The organism is Aliidiomarina celeris, assembly GCF_003316875.1.
Classification (GTDB): domain Bacteria; phylum Pseudomonadota; class Gammaproteobacteria; order Enterobacterales; family Alteromonadaceae; genus Aliidiomarina; species Aliidiomarina celeris.
This window is the reverse complement of sequence record NZ_QMIL01000001.1, coordinates 427,709-445,057: the sequence shown is the minus strand read 5'-3', so window position 1 is coordinate 445,057 and position 17,349 is coordinate 427,709. Positions and strand designations below refer to the sequence as shown.

The window sequence follows — 17,349 nt, the reverse complement described above, 5'->3', positions numbered from 1 at the left end:
TTAAAGCGAGGAGTGCAGATGCGTATTATTTTTCTTGGCGGCACGGAAACGGTAACGGGATCTAAGTATCTTGTTGAAACAAAATCAACTCGCTTGTTAGTAGACTGTGGATTGTTCCAAGGCTATAAATGGTTGCGAAAGCGCAACTGGCAACCGCTGCCGCTTGGTATCGACAACGTAGATGCAGTAGTGCTAACCCATGCTCACCTCGACCACTCAGGCTTTGTACCGGTGCTTTACAAACACGGCTATCGCGGCCCAGTATTCACGCACCAAGCCACTGTTGATCTGTGTTCAATCTTGTGGCCAGACTCTGGAAAAATCCAAGAGGAAGACGCCAAGTATTTAGCCAAGCATAAAAAGAGTCGTCACGAACATCCTGAAGCTCTATACGACTTAGCTACGGCTGAACAAGCGCTCAAACTATTGAAGCCTGTTACCTTCGGAAAAGCTATTCGGGTTGGCGATTTGCAGGTGACCTTTAACCCAGTTGGGCATATTTTGGGAGCAGCCAGCATTGTGGTTGAAGGAGACGGCAAACGCGTTGGTTTTTCTGGTGACATTGGTCGCTTTAACGATATTCTAATGTACCCACCTGAACCTATTCATGATCTCGACGTGCTGCTGATGGAATCAACCTATGGCAACAAACTGCATGCCGACACGGATCCTTTCGAAGCGCTAGCCGAGGTGGTCAACACCACGGTGTCTCGCGGCGGGGTGTTATTGATTCCGAGTTTCGCAGTAGGGCGCGCCCAAGTACTGCAGCATATTTTGGTAACGTTAATGGACCAAAAACGCATTCCGCGTATGCCGGTATTTTTAGACAGCCCTATGGCCATTAATGTGTCGGACATTTATCGCGAGCATCATGCACTTCATCAACTCAACGCCGAGCAATGTTCGCGTTCAGCGCAATTAGTGCAGTACACCCATAGTGTCGACGACTCCAAGGCCATAGGCAGCCAAACGGGGCCCCACATTATTATTGCCGGCAGTGGCATGGCCACTGGCGGGCGTATTCTTCATCATTTTAAACACTGGTTGGGAGACCATCGTACAACGGTATTGTTCTCGGGGCATCAAGCAGGCGGAACGCGCGGTGCAAAAATGTTACAAGGAGTTCCCTCAATAAAAGTGCATGGAGATTGGTTACCGGTGAAAGCCGAAGTTCGTGCGCTCGACGGGCTGTCGGGCCATGCAGACTACCAAGAGCTCGAGCGTTGGCTTGCACTCTGTAAACTGGCACCGAGTACGCGCGTGCAGCTTGTGCACGGCGAACCGGAAGCACTTGAAACCTTGCGCGACAGGCTAAACGAGCACACTTCACTAAACGTTGATGTGCCCGACTACATGAGTATTTTAGAGGTTTAGACGTGGCGGCTAGAATTTCCAGTGACTCGCCGCAACAGACCTAGTGCTGCCGCTTGTGCAGACACCTTTCTGTTTGAGACAAAGTGATCAAGAACAGCGACTGTCGCGTTAGTAGTAGTTCGGCAAATCAATTAGAATTAACCCATAAATGCATAGATGGAGAACGCAGCAAATGGCGACAATGAAAACACGTGCAGCGGTGGCTTGGGCCGCAGGCGAACCGCTTAAAATTGAAGAAGTAGATTTGGAATTGCCGAAAAAAGGCGAGGTTCTCGTTCGAATCGTTGCAACCGGCGTATGTCATACCGACGCTTACACGCTTTCGGGCGCTGATCCTGAAGGTATTTTTCCTGCCATATTAGGCCACGAAGGTGCTGGCGTGGTAGAAGCTGTAGGTGAAGGGGTAACTTCAGTTGCGGTTGGTGATCATGTTATTCCGTTGTACACCCCTGAATGTGGGACTTGCAAGTTCTGCACATCGGGCAAAACGAATCTGTGCCAAGCTATACGAGGAACCCAAGGCCAAGGGTTAATGCCCGACGGCACGTCGCGGTTTTCGAAAGACGGCCAACCTATTTTCCATTACATGGGCACTTCAACCTTTGCGGAACACACCGTGGTGCCAGAAATTGCATTGGCGAAAATAAGTAAAGACGCCCCGTTGGAAAAAGTGTGTTTACTGGGCTGTGGTGTTACCACGGGAATGGGCGCCGTAAAGAATACGGCAAAGGTGCAAGAAGGCGACACTGTAGCCGTTTTTGGGCTTGGCGGTATTGGTCTGTCGGTTATTATTGGCGCGGTTATGGCCAAAGCAGCGCGAATTATTGCAATCGACATTAACGACTCGAAGTTTGACATTGCGCGCCGTTTAGGTGCCACGGATTGCATTAATCCAAAAGACTACGACAAGCCCATTCAAGAAGTGATCGTTGAAATGACCGACGGTGGTGTCGACTATTCCTTTGAGTGTATCGGCAACGTGAAAGTAATGCGCTCCGCGCTCGAGTGCTGCCACAAAGGTTGGGGTGAGTCGGTTATTATTGGTGTTGCTGGCGCGGGCGAAGAAATTAGCACACGCCCATTCCAGTTGGTAACGGGGCGCGTATGGCGCGGCAGCGCGTTTGGTGGGGTAAAAGGCCGTTCACAGTTGCCGGATTACGTACAACGTTATTTAAATGGTGATTTTGAACTCGACACTTTCATTACCCATACCATGAAACTTGAGCAAATTAATGAAGCCTTTGACCTTATGCATGAAGGAAAGTCGATTCGCAGCGTGATTCACTTTTAGCAATCACCAACAACCAATAACCATTAACCATTACGACGTTGAGCGAATAAAGGTGAAGGGAATAATGTAATGCAATTACAAGACGAGAAGAAAGTATTTGGCGGTCGCCAACAACGGTATACGCACCAATCCGTGGTGCTGCAGTGTGAAATGACTTTTTCGGTGTTTTTACCGCCACAAGCGGAAACTGAAGCGGTGCCGGTGTTGTATTGGCTGTCGGGTTTAACCTGTAGCGATGAAAACTTCTCCAGTAAGGCAGGTGCACAACGTGTGGCGGCTGAATTAGGTATTGCATTGATTATTCCCGACACCAGCCCGCGTGGAGAGGGTGTGCCAGACGACGCTGAAGGAGCTTACGACTTCGGTTTAGGTGCAGGCTTTTATGTAAACGCCACGCAACAACCTTGGCAGCATCATTACCAAATGTACGACTATATCGTGAAAGAACTCCCAGAGTTGGTCGAAACACAGTTGCCGCTTAATGGTAAACGAGCCATTAGCGGGCACTCGATGGGGGGACATGGGGCGCTCGTAATTGGCTTGCGTAATGCTGAACGCTACCGGTCTATTTCTGCGTTTTCGCCTATTGTGAATCCAACAAACTGCCCTTGGGGGCACAAAGCTTTTTCTGGATATTTAGGTGACAATACGCAAGCATGGCAAGCTTACGACGCTGTGTGCATATTAAAGGCACAAGCGGAGCAGGGGCTTAAGCCTTTGCCCATTATGATCGACCAAGGTGAAGCGGATAATTTTCTTGCCGAGCAACTAAAAACCGAAGCTTTTGTTGCTGTGAATGAGGCTGTTGACGGCGGTGCTTTGGTACGTATGCAACCGGGTTATGATCACAGCTATTATTTTATTGCCAGTTTTATCGAAGATCACCTGCGGTTTCACGCTCAATATCTTGCGTAGGTTCGATGCGTACGCGCGCTAAGATAGTATGGCGCGGCAGTGCTGTGCATACGGTTCAAACTGCCGCGCAGCCATAATATAAAAAATAAGAAGGACAGACCGTGACAAACGACTCCTCCAAGGGTTTTATTGCTTTTGTTGAACGCGTTGGCAAGCGTATTCCAGACCCGGTTATTATTTTTATCTATTTTCTTGTAGGTGCGCTTGTTCTTACGGCGTTCATTGGTGGATTAACCTTTGAAACCTTCGGTGCGAGCGGGCAGCCGGTAGTACACGAAATTCGCAACATGCTCGCTCGTGAGCAGGTGGTTTGGTTGTTCGACAATGCATTACTCGCCAATTGGCTAGGCTTTGGTGGTGGCGTGCTTGGCGTTATTCTTATTGTAATGTTGGGCGTGGGTATTGCTGAGCACTCAGGCTTATTCGGCGCCATACTGAAAAAGGTCAGTCGTGGTTTACCGGAAAAGTGGCTGCCCTTACTGCTCGTCTTTATTGGCATCATGTCGTCTATTGCAACCGATGCGGGTTATCTCATTCTAATTCCGTTGGCGGGTCTGCTTTATGCCGGTTTAGGAAAGAACCCGCTGATAGGTATGGCTGCCGCATTTGCTGGCGTTTCCGCGGGCTTTAGTGCCAACTTAATTCCCGCAACACCAATCGACGTTATTATTGGCGTAAATGCGCAGGTTTTTGCTGAAGCGCAGGGCGTACCTTTTGTAAACGCGCGTGGCGAAGCGCTTACGCCCGCCACCATGCATTACTATTTTATCTTGGTGTCGACCTTTGTGCTGGCAACAGTTGGGGCCTGGGTCACGCTTAAATTTGTTGGACCGCGGCTTGAACAAAAACCTTACCAAATTCCTGCTGAATTGAAAATAACAGACTTCGATGTCACCCCTCAAGAACAGCGCGGGTTGCGTGCCGCCGGTATTGCTTTGGTGCTGAGCTTGGCTGCGGTATTCGCATTAGCGGTAGGGCCGTTAGCCACATTTACCAACGAAGCAGGGCAACAGGTAACGCCCTACCTGAACAATGTAATTTTGCTCATTACTTTTGTGTTTGCAGCCATTGGTATTGCATTTGGGGTGGCGAGTGGCAAGTTTCGCTCCATGCTCGATGTGGTTAAAGCCATGGTGAAGCAAATGGATACCATGGGCTACATTCTGGTACTGACTTTCTTTTGCTATAACTTTTTGGGTGTGCTCAGTTACAGTGGTTTAGGCGCTTATATTACTTATTTGGGTGCGAACCTTTTGGTAGCACTGGGCTTGCAAAGTTTTCCGGTTTTGTTGCTCATCGGTTTTGTGTTGGTAACCGCGTTAATTAACTTGTTTGTGGGTGGTTTAACCTCGAAATGGATGTTACTCGGGCCCATATTTATTCCTATGCTCTACATGGTGAACCCTGCCATGACTCCAGATCTGGTAGCTGCAGCATTTCGGGTAGCCGACTCTGCGACCAATATTATTACCCCCATGATGAGCTACGCGGGCATTATTTTGGCCTTTATGCGTAAGTACAATCCGCAGCTAAGTTTTGGCGAAATGATCGCCATGATGCTGCCATACTCGATTGCCTTTATGTTGGTGTGGACAGTGTTGCTTGTTGGCTTCTTTAGCCTTGGCATTCCGCTTGGTTTTTAAGCAAAGCGTTGCGCACCGACGTAGGGGCGCAACACCAAAATAATGTTCAACGAAAACACAAACTGTTACAAGAAACAAACGGCCGCTTGTTTGCACTACTTCTACTATCTAATCCTGCCGTTTATGCCGGCACTGTGCATTTGGTGAGTACCAGTTATACGCCGCACTATGGACCGGACCTTCCACAAGAAGGGCCGGCTGTAGAAATAGTTCGTCGTGCATTGGCCGAATCAGGGTACATCTTAAAAATTGATTACATGCCCTTTGCCAGAGCCTTGCATGAAGCTGAACGAGGGCGTTATGCGGGGGTTATGGGGGTTTGGTATGTTGAAGACCGTAATGAAATGTTAATTGCTGGCCGTACCGATATTGTGGCTGCTGATGTGGCGAATGGTTTGTACCAGTTGACAGAGTATTTTCCGCAACAGTCTGATGAAATTGAATGGTTACGGCCGCCCGCAGAGTTAAGACCGCTGTACGTTGTATTTAGTCGTGCGCATCCCCAAGCACTGGAGTTTCGAGACGCCCTAGATAAAGGCTTAGGAATATTGAGAGCCAAACAGGAAGTGGAAATAATTCTTGAGCAACACTTGGGAGAATTAGCGAGTGATATTGTGGCTTTACATTAAAACATATCGAGCTTTAGCCGGCCCGGACGCGTTGTGACTAGGGTTGTCGAAAAAGCAATCAATTACCTCACTGTTATTCCAAGTATGATGAAAAACACTTGCAGCGGAGCGGCAGTGGCTTTAACATAGCGCCCGCTTGTGCAAGCAAGTTTCTGCAAAATGTGCGTCCGTAGCTCAGTTGGTTAGAGCACCACCTTGACATGGTGGGGGTCGGTAGTTCGAGTCTACTCGGACGCACCAATTCTAAAGGGTTATAGCCCAGTAACGACTGAACAATAAAGCTTAACTGGCCTTCTGCAAACACTCTGCATAGTAAAATTCTGACCAGCTACCGAAATGTTTAACGAATATAGGCTGAGAGCTGCTCTTCAGGCATGGGTTTAGCAATGTAGTAGCCTTGAATGCGATCCACACCGAAGCTGGCGAGGGCATCGAGGGTGGCTTTGTCTTCCACTCCTTCAGCAACCACGTTAAGCCCGAGTTCCTTAGCCAACTGTACGGTTGAACGTACAATAATTTTCGCTCTGTTGGTGGTCAGTAATTTAGACACAAAGCTGCGGTCAATTTTTACTTCTTGAAAGGCGAGTTCATTAAGATACGACAACGAGGAGTAGCCGGTACCAAAGTCGTCAACTGCAAATTGAATACCGAGAGCGTGAAGGGCTTTAATGTTTTGCTGAGCGCGCCCTGAGTCTTCAAATAGGCCTGTTTCGGTAACTTCAAAGACTAAGCGAGAGGCGTCGAGTAGCGGAACTTGCTGTTGAACGAATGTGCAGAAATCATCGTTGACCAAATCTCGGGTTGTTACATTTATACTTATCGATAATGAAGGATCTATTTTTTGCTCGCGGCCATGGCGGTTGCTAAATCCGTAATATAACCCGCGGCTTCAACGTTGGCTTGTAGCGACTCAAGGAAGCTTTTTACACGGGAACCAACTATCGACGGCAGCAAATGGAGTTTTTAAGTTCGTTTATTGGCCGCTCGAATCAGGCGCTCAATGAAGAACGTATGCGACGTATTTTAATTGCTACGGAGATGCTGAACCGTTTTGCGCCCGCGTGGCAAAATTTGTACGAAAACACCCATATCAGCATGCCGGAAAATGCGTTGGTTCAGTATTCGCGCTATCAACCGTGGGGGCGGCAAGCGGATGCTGAACTCGATATGACAAAATACTCTGTGGTGCGTTCAACGCTGCAAGCCTTTAACCTGAACCGAGAGGGGCGCTGGAGTGGGCTTTATTATGACTTAAGTTCAAAGCAGTGGGTGGTTACCTATCAACTTCCGGTTGATTATCAGGGAAGACATTTAGGTACACCGAGCCATGATATTCAACTGGAGGATATTTTTGCGCGTTTGATCGAGATCTTCAACATATCCTCGACCACTCTCGTTCCAGTGCGGCGGTTACGCACGTGCTACTTTTGGCTGATGTCGACTTTTTCAAACCCTACAACGACACTTACGGCCACGTAAAGGGCGACTCTGCGTTAAAAACAATTGCAAAATGTTTCGAACGCCTTTACCCAAATCACGTGTATCGTTTTGGCGGAGAAGAATTGGCGTGTTTGTTACCGCTCGAAACTCACCAAAGTGCACATGACGCGGCCGAGCAACTGCGCACCGCAGTGCAAGCACTGGCTATTAAACACAAAGTGGTGCCGCTCGGCACACTTACCATTAGTGTAGGGGTTACGCATATTCAGGCAGGTGAGGCGGAGAGCGACGCAATTTCGCGTGCGGATGAACAGCTCTACCAAGCGAAGCGAAAGTCGAGAAACTGTGTATGTGGGCCCTAATTCATAGTTTTTAATTTTACTATTAGAACCCTGTTGCAAATAAGAATGGTTTTCATTAAGATCACAAAACTTAATGAGAATTGATCTTACTTGCATTTTTTGGAGGGGTTGTAATGGTGAAGGTTCGTGCGCTCTTTCTTGCGCTTTTCTGCTTAGCTTTAGTGGCTTGTGGGGGGGATACCACCGCAAATAAAAGTACGGAAATCGAAATTGAAGCTGAGTTAGACCAAGGTGGCCAATGGCAGTCTTCACTTGAGCTTGGCTCATTCGGTGCGGTCACGCAAAGTCCTGTAAATGGCGCAATTGCGCTTAATGGCAATACGGTTACATATACACCAGAACCGTCTTTTCGCGGTTCTGACTCCGCTGAGGTTGAGGGCGGTAATAATGTTTACCAACTGCGTTTTACGGTTAATCCGGTCAACCAAGCCCCAGTATTAGAAAGCACAGCGATTCAAGTGGTGGCAGATCGCGCCATTGAAGGGCAGCTCGTTGTTTATGACCAAGACAATGACCCCATTCAGTTTCGTTTAGTTGAAGCGCCCGAGCGCGGCATTTTTGAACTAGACGAAAGTGGCTTTTTTCGTTTTGAACAAGGCACCATAGCCTTGCCAAATGCCTCGTTCAGCGTTGCGCTAAGCGATGGTGTAAACAGCGAAGTGATTGAGTTGGTCGAGCTTGTTCCTGCTTATGTCACCAATGAAGAGAAATCAGCGTACTACTATTTTTCGAACATTTCCCATTTGCTACAAAGTGAGCTTCGCCTCTCAACCATTGCCTCCGACGCCGACACTGAACATGCTTATACCGCAATAGCAAAAGGCTATGCTATTGCAAGCTTAGACACGGAAGTTGACCGTATACTTGAACAGCATGTGAACAGCCAACAAGGCCGCGCAAGTGCGTTTGCCGATCTTGCTGAACTCTACCAACAACGTGCAGAAACAGAAAAAGCCGCGTCTATGCGCAGAATGGCGTTAAATACTCACGCCCAATTTGTGGTCGACAACGGTATTGAGAATATGGTGAATGCCGACGGCCGCTTTTACCTCGGCCTGTTACGTGAATCTCGTGCGGCAAATGACACCGAAGCCGCTGCGCTTGTTATTAACCAAATTGATCTGTTCATTGACGCGCTCGGCGGCGGAGAATACAAAAATGCGATTGGGTTTATAGCCCAAGCTGCACGCACTAATGCCGTTGCCTTAGTCGAGGCATTTTTGCAGTCGGGTGAGACCGCGCTTTATAACGAAGCCGTGGAAAATATCGACATTATGGCACGAGCGTCGGCAGCGGCTGGCTATGTAGATTTAGCCAATCGCCCACGGCACTTTCGTTTAGCGCCGCTTTATAGTGTTTGGGCCGCCGAGCAATATTATTTTGTCGGTGAAGTAGAAAAAGCCAAGCAACAATTGGCACATACACTTTCTTACTACGGCGATGTGAACTACGACCCGTTGCACGTGCGTAACGCACAGCCTTACGCCCAAGCAACATTAGAACAGTACAATGCGCCATTACGTGAGGCGTCTGTATTGTTTTCGGTGTTTTATCCCGAGCAAGCCAATTATCCACTTTCATTGCTCGACGAACACGGTACTGCGGCATCTGTAGCGCGTGCCGAAGATGATATTGCACAAATGGCATTTTTCCTGCGGGTGCTTACCGACGGTACTGGCGCAAACAGTGTTGAGCGCGTGCTCGATGAGTTGCTTGCCTTTCATGCGGGCAGCGCGCGTCAGCAATTTGGTGCATTAATTGAGTCGTCGCAACAGTTTCCTCAATTTGCGGCATTACTCTGGCGCTTTGGCCGCTTCGAAGAAGCGCGTGTTGCCTATAACCGCGCGCTCGAAGTGGTACTGTCCGACGCATATGCCGAGGAAAATGCGGCTACGGCTCGGTTTTTTACGGGGAATAATGGCTGCTTCCGGTTGGTCCACCGGCTGCTCACTAATGGCGAAATAGCGGCTGCTAAAAACGCGGCGGTTGGCTGTGAGTCGTTACTTGCCAAAGTAAATGCTAACAACTTCGAAAATTTGACCAACGTTATCAACATGCAGCTGAGCGTATCAGAGCCGACACGGGCTGCCGCGCTCTTCGAACAAGCCGCATTAGCCTTAGATATTGAGCTCGAAAGTGGCGTAGAGCGAGCCAATGCTTGGCTTGATCTTGCTCGCTACGCCGCCCAGGCCGAACGCTACAACGACGCATTAGGTTTTGTAGAAAACGCGATGGCGCAATGGTCATCACTCACGTTTGCAAACAGCGATGAACTGAACCAAGCGCTTGAAAGCCTAAGTAAATTAACGTCAATTGAAATGAATAGCACGGTTTATGAGCCAACAGCGTCGGTATTGGTGGAGTTCAGCAGTCGTGCCTACAACGCCCCAGCGTACGAAGAATGGTTAAGTACGCTCAACCAGCATATTGAGCAGTGGCTCACCACCTTTACGGCCGAAGCCCGCGCCTTAGCCACTGCCGAGCATACCGATGTTGCTGAAACTCTGATTGACGCTTTGGCATACGCGCGCCTTTACAGCGAGGCCGAAACTGTGCTGCAAGAATTAAGCTTAGGCGAGGCGGAGCGGCTGCAATTTTCGGCGCGTGTGTCGGCACTGCAAGCTCTGCAGGATGACTTTCCAGCAAGCGTGATTGCTTCGGTTGATACGGATAGAGACGGCAAAGCAAACTTCTACGCCATTTCCGCGACAGCAGAACAACTGGCAAACACTGATATTGAACTCGACAATGACGCCGACGGCGATGGAGTAGCGGATGAAGAAGACCCTCAGCCCCTCGATCCAAACGCTTAACCTTGGGCTGCTGTTCAGTGGCGTGGTTTTATGGCTCGCCACTGTTCAGGCGAACGAGCTTGCGCCAGAGGAAGACAATATAGAACGCATAGAAGTACTTGGGCAACGCTGGTTGCCGCAAACGCTCGGTGCTGAAGGGCAATTTACCTTGAATCGGGAGTTTCTGGATAATGCATTGAAAGGTAATGGAAATGTTACAGATATGCTGTTGTTTTTGCCGGGTGTACAGGGGTCTGAAAGTGCCCTGAATGTAAATGAACAAGCGGAAATTCGCAGCAAATTATTGTCTATATCGGGTGCGCAACCGTGGCAAACCGCATTTGTGCTCGAGGGGTTGAGCAACAACTCGTTACTCGACCCAGGCAGCAGCGGTCGTTCGCCTACTGCCGTCAACGACGTGCAAGGCCATCCTGAAGCAACCTTTGTGAACCAAGAATTGGTAGCTGGAGTGACGGTTTACGACAGTAATATTCCGGCGCGCTTTGGTGGCTTTAATGGCGGGGTGGTAGATATGCAGTTGCGCGACCCTGCACATAGCCCGCGGTTCTCAATTAATTATCGGCGGTCGAACAGCAGTTGGGGGAGTTATCATTTTATTGATCAACGCGAGTATAACGACGACGCAGAAGCCGAAGCGAAAAACGTTGATTGGCCTCAGTCGCCGAATTTTGACAAGGAAACCTTAAGCTTTACCACCAGTTCAAAGATTGGGGACCGACAGGCGCTAACCTTTTCCTTGGCTCGCACCACCTCCATAATTACCGATATTTCTTTGCAAGAGCCGATACAAACGGAACGCGAGTCGATAAGTAGCGCCTTTACTTACCAAATTGACGACTTTGTTGTTGACCGTATACGCGTACACGCCGGTTACTCTCCGTATACTGGACAGCACATTATTACCAATGTGAAAGACTCAGATTTTGAGCTTCGGGGTGGTGGTCGTAATTTAAGTATTCAGTTGCAGCATAGGCTTTGGCAAGGCGACTGGAAAAGTGCCTTATCTTGGTCTGAAAGTGAAAACAGCCGCACCGCGCCAAGCCTGTTTTTGCCATGGATTCGTGCGCAAGGAAAACTGTGGGGGGTTGCGTTGGGGCAGCCACCGCTGAGTGTGGAAGGTGGCTATGGCAACCTCGACAAGACCCAGCAACGCTATAGTTTTAGTAGCAGCTTTCAGCGTCACTTAGGCGAGTACTGGGGTGCTTATTCTGCATTTGAAGTGGGGGTGTCGGTGGAAGAACTTCATTTGCAGCGTGATCGTGAGCAACCCACAGCACAGTATTCTGCCGCTTGGCGAGACGCAAACATCCGCTGTAATGGTCAGTTCACTGACTGTATTGAGCAGCAATTTAGTGTTCCTCTTGCAGAACTGGCCGAAGCGCTTGGTGGCGAAATTGACTTTGGCAACCCTGAACATGTGCGTGCCTATGAACAGAACTTAATCAGCCGCGGCCAGTTCTTTCGCTACCGACGCCTTTATTTAGAAGAAAATATTCACGTACAACTGATGCAAACGGGACTTTATGGCGAGGTTAACCTCGACTGGCCTCGATTGAACTTATCGCTGGGGTTTCGTGCTGATCACGACGACTTTTTGGAGAATCTCAATGTTGCTTATCGAACACGTGCATCGGTTGATCTTTGGGGCGATCAAGAAAGTACTGTGGTGATGGGGCTTAATCGTTACTACACCACGAACTTACTAACCTACCAACTGCGCGAAGCACAACGCCCTTATGTAACGCAATACAGAACGGTGAGCAATGGTGAAGTTGGTCGTTGGTTGACTTCCGCGCAGGCACAGCGGTTTCGTTATCGCTTCGACAATGTAAGAACCCCATACAGTGATGAAGCGATGCTCGGTTTTCGCCAACAGATTAACCTTTTTCAACGCAGTAACGCGATGTTGTCGTTAACTTATGTGCAGCGCCGTGGCTACGACCAGATTACTCGGGGCGCGCAGGAAATTATCGATGGAATTACCTATCTGTATCAAACTAACGAGGGAAGTAACCGACACGACCGTATTTCGTTGTCGTATAACCAAGCGTGGCAAAACCATGCGCTTACCTTCAACTTGAATTTCACCGAGAACGAAACGTCTGCGGAATCTTACGACAATACCGTAGTGGGTGTTCCAGAAGACGAGTTAGTGGTATTACAAAGTTTAGCCGACACTTACCGGCTAGTGAGTTACGACGACCTAACACGCAGGCAAATGGATTTCAGTCGGCCGATAACTGCAAACTTGGTGTGGAATGCCCGTTGGCATGAGCAATTGCGCACAACACTGAGCGCGGCCTATGTGAGTAAATTCGACACCATTACTGACTCGGGTTTGTTGTTTGAAGTTGATCGCCCCGATTTGACTATTTGCCAGCGCTGCACCATTGAGTCGCTTACCTATCCGCTTTTTAGAGAATACCAGAGGCCTGAACGGCTTACCTTTAATGGTCGTGTTGAGTATCAAGTGCCACTGGTAAAGGGCTTGCAGGCGGCAGTGAATTTGGAAGTTACCAATCTTTTCAATGAACGGAGCTACCTTATTGGTCAAGGTATGGCGGGAATTGAAGTGGGGCGAGAGTTTTGGCTGGGTGTAAACCTATCGTGGTAGTTAAAATGAAGTTATCGAGCGTAGATTTTAGAACCTTAGTTGGTGTTGCATTGCTCCTGCTGGCAAATACAGTAGGTCTGGCTCCACTGGGAGCAACAGAACATGCGAGCGATTATTTGCGGCCGCAGAGCGAGTGGCCTGCACTGCATATTAACGCGCATGCAGACGTGGCGCCGTTACCCGAAGCGCTCGACTATAATGCGCTGTTAGCGGAAATAGGTGCACAACTTTTCCATGACACGCAGTTGTCTATAGACAACTCAGTGAGCTGCGCGAGTTGTCATAACGCGTCACTTCATTTTGCTGACTCGGTTCGCGTGTCGCGCGGTGTCGAGGGCAGAGAAGGGCACAGAACAGCGCAAATTCTGCGTTTCGCTGGGCATTGGCAAAGCCTGTTTTGGGACGGGCGAGTGACAAACCTTGAGCAATTAGTTGGAGTGCCGCTCACCGACCCAAACGAAATGGACAGTTCGATAGAGCATGTTATGAGTTATGTCGGCAGCACCGCATACAAGGCGCAACTCGAGGCCTATTTTGATTCACCTTTAGTGTGGCAGCACGTGGCTTCAGCAATTGCCGAGTTTATGCGTTCCATCGAGAGTCCGAAGCGCCAGTTTGACTACTTTATGGAAGCCATTGCAGCAGGCGACTTTAATGAGGCCGAAACCCACTTAAATGCTCAGCAACGTGAAGGTTTGCACTTGTTTCGAACCCGCGCGGGATGTGTACAATGCCACGCGGGCGCGTTGTTTTCTGACCAAAAAATGCACAATATTGGTCTTGCTTACTATGGCCGCAAGTTTGAAGATCTTGGGCACTTTCAGGTGAGCGGCGATCCTCAGCATGTTGGCGCATTTCGCACACCCACGCTGCGCTACGTAAGTGAACGAGAGCATCTTATGCACAATGGGCTATTCACCGACTTGCTCGGCATTATACGCATGTACCGCCATGGTGGCGCGCGACCAAAGCCGCGCCCCGCGCAGATAGATGATCCGCTTTTTCCGACCACTTCACCGTTATTGCAGCCCTTTGCATTAACGGCAGAAGAGGAGCAAGCCTTGTTGGCGTTCTTAAAAACGCTCTAATTACTGCGCGCGTAATTGTTGATAGAGCGATTTACCAACCGCATGTTTGGGCGCTGGAATGCCAAGGTACTCGGCTACCGTTGGCGCAATGTCAATCAGCCGCGAGCCGGGTATACGATGGCTTGGGAATTGTTCGCCATACGCACAGGTTACGGTATACATGTCGGGGCTAGTTGATCCATACGAGTGGCCAGCACCGATACTTGCTTGCTCATTGAGCACGGTACCGTTTACATTTCTACTGCTGCGATAGCCTGTTGCAGGTATCCAATACACGTCGCCGCCGGCAGCACCACCCATACCGAGCTCGGGGTGTTCGCTGGCCACATACACACGCTCAATAACTTTTTTACCTTGGCTATCTGTTAACGCGTTCAGCGCGCTGACAATTCGTTCAATAACCAGGGCTTTTTCGGCTTCATCGACAATGCCGCCCCGCCATTCGGTGGTATTAACGGTAATCCAATAGGCATTTGGCGAGACCGCTTGGCTGCGGCTTAAATCGACCATGCCGTTATTGTCCAGCGTTTGTAACCCCGCCTGCTGCAACAGCACATTGGGTAAAAACTCTTTCCAGCTTGCTCGCATACCGTGGTCGCCGGCAACAAACAAGGTACTATCGGCCGCCTGAGTAAGCTGCATGAGGTGGGCTAAGCGTAAGTCAACTAATTGCCAAGTTCGATTGCGTAAATCCGCTGCTTTTTCTGCGGCGAGTTGTGTGTAACCTGGCCAGTCCGTGGCAAGGTAACCTGCAATGGTATGGTCAATAGAGTCGCCCATCGGGAAGTAGTCAACGAGTAAGTCAACGCCTAGCTCTTGCCAAAAAAACGTAGAGCCTCGGTTAAAAAGTTCGGTTGCTAGCTCTGCTGTTTCCAAATAGCGTGCTTCAGCTTCGCCGTTGCCGCCTCTAAAGAACGGAGCCCCGAAGCCACCACGGCTATAGGTGCGGGTAGCCGAATTACCAAACCAACCTTGTACTTTAGCGTTGTATTTTTCCGCGAGTTCGGCGTGGTTTACGTCCATTACATGCATGGCAGGGTGGTAAAAGAGGAAAGATTCGCCGTTCGGGCTTGCTTCGAACAGGCGTAGGCGTAAAAAGGTTTCGCCACGCTCAGTGGTAACGCGCAATGGTTCAGAGAAATAACGAGCAAGGGCTCTTCCTTGCGGTTCGGTGGTTTCTGTAGGGTGAGCAACTGCAACGATTGCGCCCTCTGCATTTGGCTCGGTATTTACAGCAATGCGATCGTAGTGTTGTTCGCCGTAAAATACGCCATAAAAGGTGCCTACGCGGGTTTGCCATTGAAAATAACGAGGCGTGACGGCATCTGTAAAGTTCAGCTGTTCACTCTTCTGCCATTCACCGTCAGGCAGCCAGGTTACTGTTTCTTGGGTTACTACGGCGTCGTAATTGACTTGAATATTATAACCGTTCATTACGTTCAATTGCGGTTGTTCATAGGCGTTCGCTATGCGGGCTTGGTCTGCTAACGCTGAGTCTGTTGGTGTTCCGACGCGTGAAGGGAAGCCCGGAATGCGCGGTGCCTGCGTAGCATGATGGCCGCCAGCTGAACGACCGTTCAGCGCAGCGGAAATCCATATTTGTTCTGCCGACGCGTTGTCTGCGTCGTAGCCAGAAACGAGCGACATAACAGTGTTTTCATTGCGCGGTAAGCGATGAGCACTGTTGCCACTAATATTACTTACGTTGCCGTAGGCCCCTGTCCAAATTGCCGAGTGACCGGCGGCGGTAACTGAAGGAAAGGCAGGCTGGGCAAACTCGGTGCACGCGCCTTGTTCAAAAAGTTGGTGAAAGCTGGGTATTTTATTTCGCGGCACAGAACTAAGTAAGTTGCGTTCATTTAAGGAGTCGATACTGACAATTAACGCCCTCCGTTGCTCGGGAGCTACTTCTGCTATTTGGTTTTGACTGTGTGTTGGCTCTCCATTGCACCCTGCCAGCAGGGTGACACAGCTTGCCAGCGCGCAACGCTTAAAATTTAGACTTGATAACAACATAAGAACGGCACCAAAGAAAGAAAGTAGGGCAATGTAGCAAATGATTATGAACTTGGCATTACTACGACTCATGTAACGCCATAAAGAGCCAACTTTGTGCGACCGATGAACGCCTGCGGAGAAGTGTTATCGCTTCTGTTTTCCGACAAGGAAGCGAGAACAGCTACAGCACAAGAGCGCTTGAGCGCTTGCGACAAGCGGGTTTATCTAGTAACTTCCCTTGCACTAAAAATGATAAGAAACTGTTGTGGTGCAAGGGGAGCGCAGTGAAAAACCTCAATGAATTATTAGAACATATTGATTTAGCGGAACTAAAAATAAGGATTGACGTGTTCGAACAACTGAGCTTGAACACTTTGTCGTACGAACAAATTCAAGCCGAAGTCGCAAAAGTTGTGACTGTTGAAACGCCGGAAGGCAAGGCGTCTTTGCTGCAGCCTCGTTATGCTCATTATCCGAAAGGGACGCGGTTTTATCGCGTGCGCACATTACCCGCAGACGACCGCGACGCGCCTTTGCGCACTTTAGCGACTATTCACGACTGCTGGGAACCGACAGAAGCGATAGCGCAGCCAAACCGCTTAAATGCGGAGCATGAATCGGTGCTCTATACCGCACCTCAATCGCCGCTCGTGGCCATTACCGAACTGAATATTCAGTCCGGCGAGCTGTTTGGATTAGTGGTTTATGAAGCGCTAGCGCCGGTGAATGTGTCAATGATTGGCGCGGGTGCGGATACCGCAAATCTTACTCCAGCAAATGCGGAGAAACTCGACTGCCTTGAAAAATTCGTTATGCATGCCTTTACCCGCCCTGTGGGTAGTGACGAAACTCATTTATTCCGTGTGAGCCAGTGTTTAAGCAACGATTATTTCAATGTACCGGGTTCGGTGCAAAATGGTTGGTGTTATCCGTCTGCAACCCAAGCGGGCTCTTTTAATGTGTGTTTTCCGAAAGGGCGACGGGGGCCACTGAAGCTGGTGGGGGTGCAGGTCGCGCAGCTCACAGAACAGGCCAGTGCGTCTGCTTTAGCTTTAGAAGTGAAAGTAATCGCCGTGCGCACACCCTACGGTGTGTCGCTCGACTATCATCAGGTTGGTACTGACGTGCAAAAGCGCGTGTTTCCAGAGATTTCCGCTGTGTAGTTTAGCTTTTTTATTAAAA

General features: G+C 49.4%; 13 protein-coding genes and 1 tRNA gene. 12 read left to right on the top strand and 2 right to left on the bottom strand.

Features of this window, described 5'->3' with window-relative positions; translation table 11 throughout:
* Positions 1-18: 18 nt before the first annotated feature.
* The 6 genes from DQW12_RS02055 (at position 19) to DQW12_RS02030 (ending at position 6,092) form a co-directional block, all read left to right on the top strand.
* Positions 19-1,374, top strand: coding sequence for an MBL fold metallo-hydrolase RNA specificity domain-containing protein (locus DQW12_RS02055; RefSeq protein WP_113906074.1), 1,356 nt, complete (start codon positions 19-21; stop codon positions 1,372-1,374).
* Between the two features lie 172 nt (positions 1,375-1,546).
* A complete protein-coding gene (locus DQW12_RS02050) occupies positions 1,547-2,665 on the top strand; it encodes an S-(hydroxymethyl)glutathione dehydrogenase/class III alcohol dehydrogenase (protein WP_113906072.1) in 1,119 nt (372 codons plus the stop codon).
* A gap of 69 nt (positions 2,666-2,734) precedes the next feature.
* Complete coding sequence (gene fghA / locus DQW12_RS02045; protein ID WP_113906070.1) at positions 2,735-3,580, top strand: S-formylglutathione hydrolase; 846 nt, start codon at positions 2,735-2,737, stop codon at positions 3,578-3,580.
* A gap of 101 nt (positions 3,581-3,681) precedes the next feature.
* The gene (locus tag DQW12_RS02040; protein WP_113906068.1) at positions 3,682-5,223 is read left to right on the top strand and encodes an AbgT family transporter; all 1,542 of its coding nucleotides are present in this window, start codon (positions 3,682-3,684) and stop codon (positions 5,221-5,223) included.
* Between the two features lie 86 nt (positions 5,224-5,309).
* Positions 5,310-5,852, top strand: a complete 543-nt coding sequence (locus DQW12_RS02035) for a transporter substrate-binding domain-containing protein (protein WP_198683880.1) — start codon at positions 5,310-5,312, stop codon at positions 5,850-5,852.
* 163 nt (positions 5,853-6,015) lie between these two features.
* Positions 6,016-6,092, top strand: a tRNA-Val gene (locus tag DQW12_RS02030).
* A 100-nt stretch (positions 6,093-6,192) separates the two neighbouring features.
* Here the strand turns inward: DQW12_RS02030 and DQW12_RS02025 are convergent.
* Complete coding sequence (locus DQW12_RS02025) at positions 6,193-6,690, bottom strand: EAL domain-containing protein (protein ID WP_113906065.1); 498 nt, start codon at positions 6,688-6,690, stop codon at positions 6,193-6,195.
* A gap of 116 nt (positions 6,691-6,806) precedes the next feature.
* Between DQW12_RS02025 and DQW12_RS02020 the strand changes: the two genes are divergently transcribed.
* The 5 genes from DQW12_RS02020 to DQW12_RS02000 all read left to right on the top strand — a co-directional run bounded on the left by DQW12_RS02020 (position 6,807) and on the right by DQW12_RS02000 (position 14,169).
* On the top strand, positions 6,807-7,331 hold the full coding sequence (locus DQW12_RS02020; RefSeq protein ID WP_113906063.1) for a hypothetical protein: 525 nt from the start codon (positions 6,807-6,809) through the stop codon (positions 7,329-7,331).
* Positions 7,271-7,654, top strand: a complete 384-nt coding sequence (locus DQW12_RS02015) for a GGDEF domain-containing protein (RefSeq protein WP_232819860.1) — start codon at positions 7,271-7,273, stop codon at positions 7,652-7,654. The genes DQW12_RS02020 and DQW12_RS02015 overlap by 61 nt, the downstream gene beginning before the upstream one ends.
* 113 nt (positions 7,655-7,767) lie before the next feature.
* Positions 7,768-10,467, top strand: a complete 2,700-nt coding sequence (locus tag DQW12_RS02010; RefSeq protein ID WP_113906059.1) for an Ig-like domain-containing protein — start codon at positions 7,768-7,770, stop codon at positions 10,465-10,467.
* On the top strand, positions 10,430-13,081 hold the full coding sequence (locus DQW12_RS02005) for a TonB-dependent receptor (RefSeq protein ID WP_113906057.1): 2,652 nt from the start codon (positions 10,430-10,432) through the stop codon (positions 13,079-13,081). Before DQW12_RS02010 ends, DQW12_RS02005 begins: the two co-directional genes overlap by 38 nt.
* Positions 13,082-13,086: 5 nt before the next feature.
* Entirely contained in the window at positions 13,087-14,169 is a 1,083-nt protein-coding gene (locus DQW12_RS02000) for a cytochrome-c peroxidase (protein WP_113906056.1), read from the top strand.
* Here DQW12_RS02000 and DQW12_RS01995 read toward each other — a convergent pair whose 3' ends face one another.
* Positions 14,170-16,185, bottom strand: a complete 2,016-nt coding sequence (locus DQW12_RS01995; protein ID WP_198683879.1) for an alkaline phosphatase family protein — start codon at positions 16,183-16,185, stop codon at positions 14,170-14,172.
* 266 nt (positions 16,186-16,451) lie between these two features.
* Between DQW12_RS01995 and DQW12_RS01990 the strand changes: the two genes are divergently transcribed.
* The gene (locus DQW12_RS01990; RefSeq protein WP_113906053.1) at positions 16,452-17,330 is read left to right on the top strand and encodes a hypothetical protein; all 879 of its coding nucleotides are present in this window, start codon (positions 16,452-16,454) and stop codon (positions 17,328-17,330) included.
* Positions 17,331-17,349 lie beyond the last annotated feature (19 nt).

Bases quoted from the DNA above. Each gene is read 5' to 3' on its own strand.
- DQW12_RS02055 (WP_113906074.1), top strand. From the start codon at position 19: ATGCGTATTATTTTTCTTGGCGGCACGGAAACGGTAACGGGATCTAAG.
- DQW12_RS02050 (WP_113906072.1), top strand. From the start codon at position 1,547: ATGGCGACAATGAAAACACGTGCAGCGGTGGCTTGGGCCGCAGGCGAA.
- fghA (WP_113906070.1), top strand. From the start codon at position 2,735: ATGCAATTACAAGACGAGAAGAAAGTATTTGGCGGTCGCCAACAACGG.
- DQW12_RS02020 (WP_113906063.1), top strand. From the start codon at position 6,807: ATGGAGTTTTTAAGTTCGTTTATTGGCCGCTCGAATCAGGCGCTCAAT.
- DQW12_RS02010 (WP_113906059.1), top strand. From the start codon at position 7,768: ATGGTGAAGGTTCGTGCGCTCTTTCTTGCGCTTTTCTGCTTAGCTTTA.
- DQW12_RS02005 (WP_113906057.1), top strand. From the start codon at position 10,430: ATGAAGAAGACCCTCAGCCCCTCGATCCAAACGCTTAACCTTGGGCTG.
- DQW12_RS02000 (WP_113906056.1), top strand. From the start codon at position 13,087: ATGAAGTTATCGAGCGTAGATTTTAGAACCTTAGTTGGTGTTGCATTG.
- DQW12_RS01995 (WP_198683879.1), bottom strand. From the start codon at position 16,185: ATGTTGTTATCAAGTCTAAATTTTAAGCGTTGCGCGCTGGCAAGCTGT.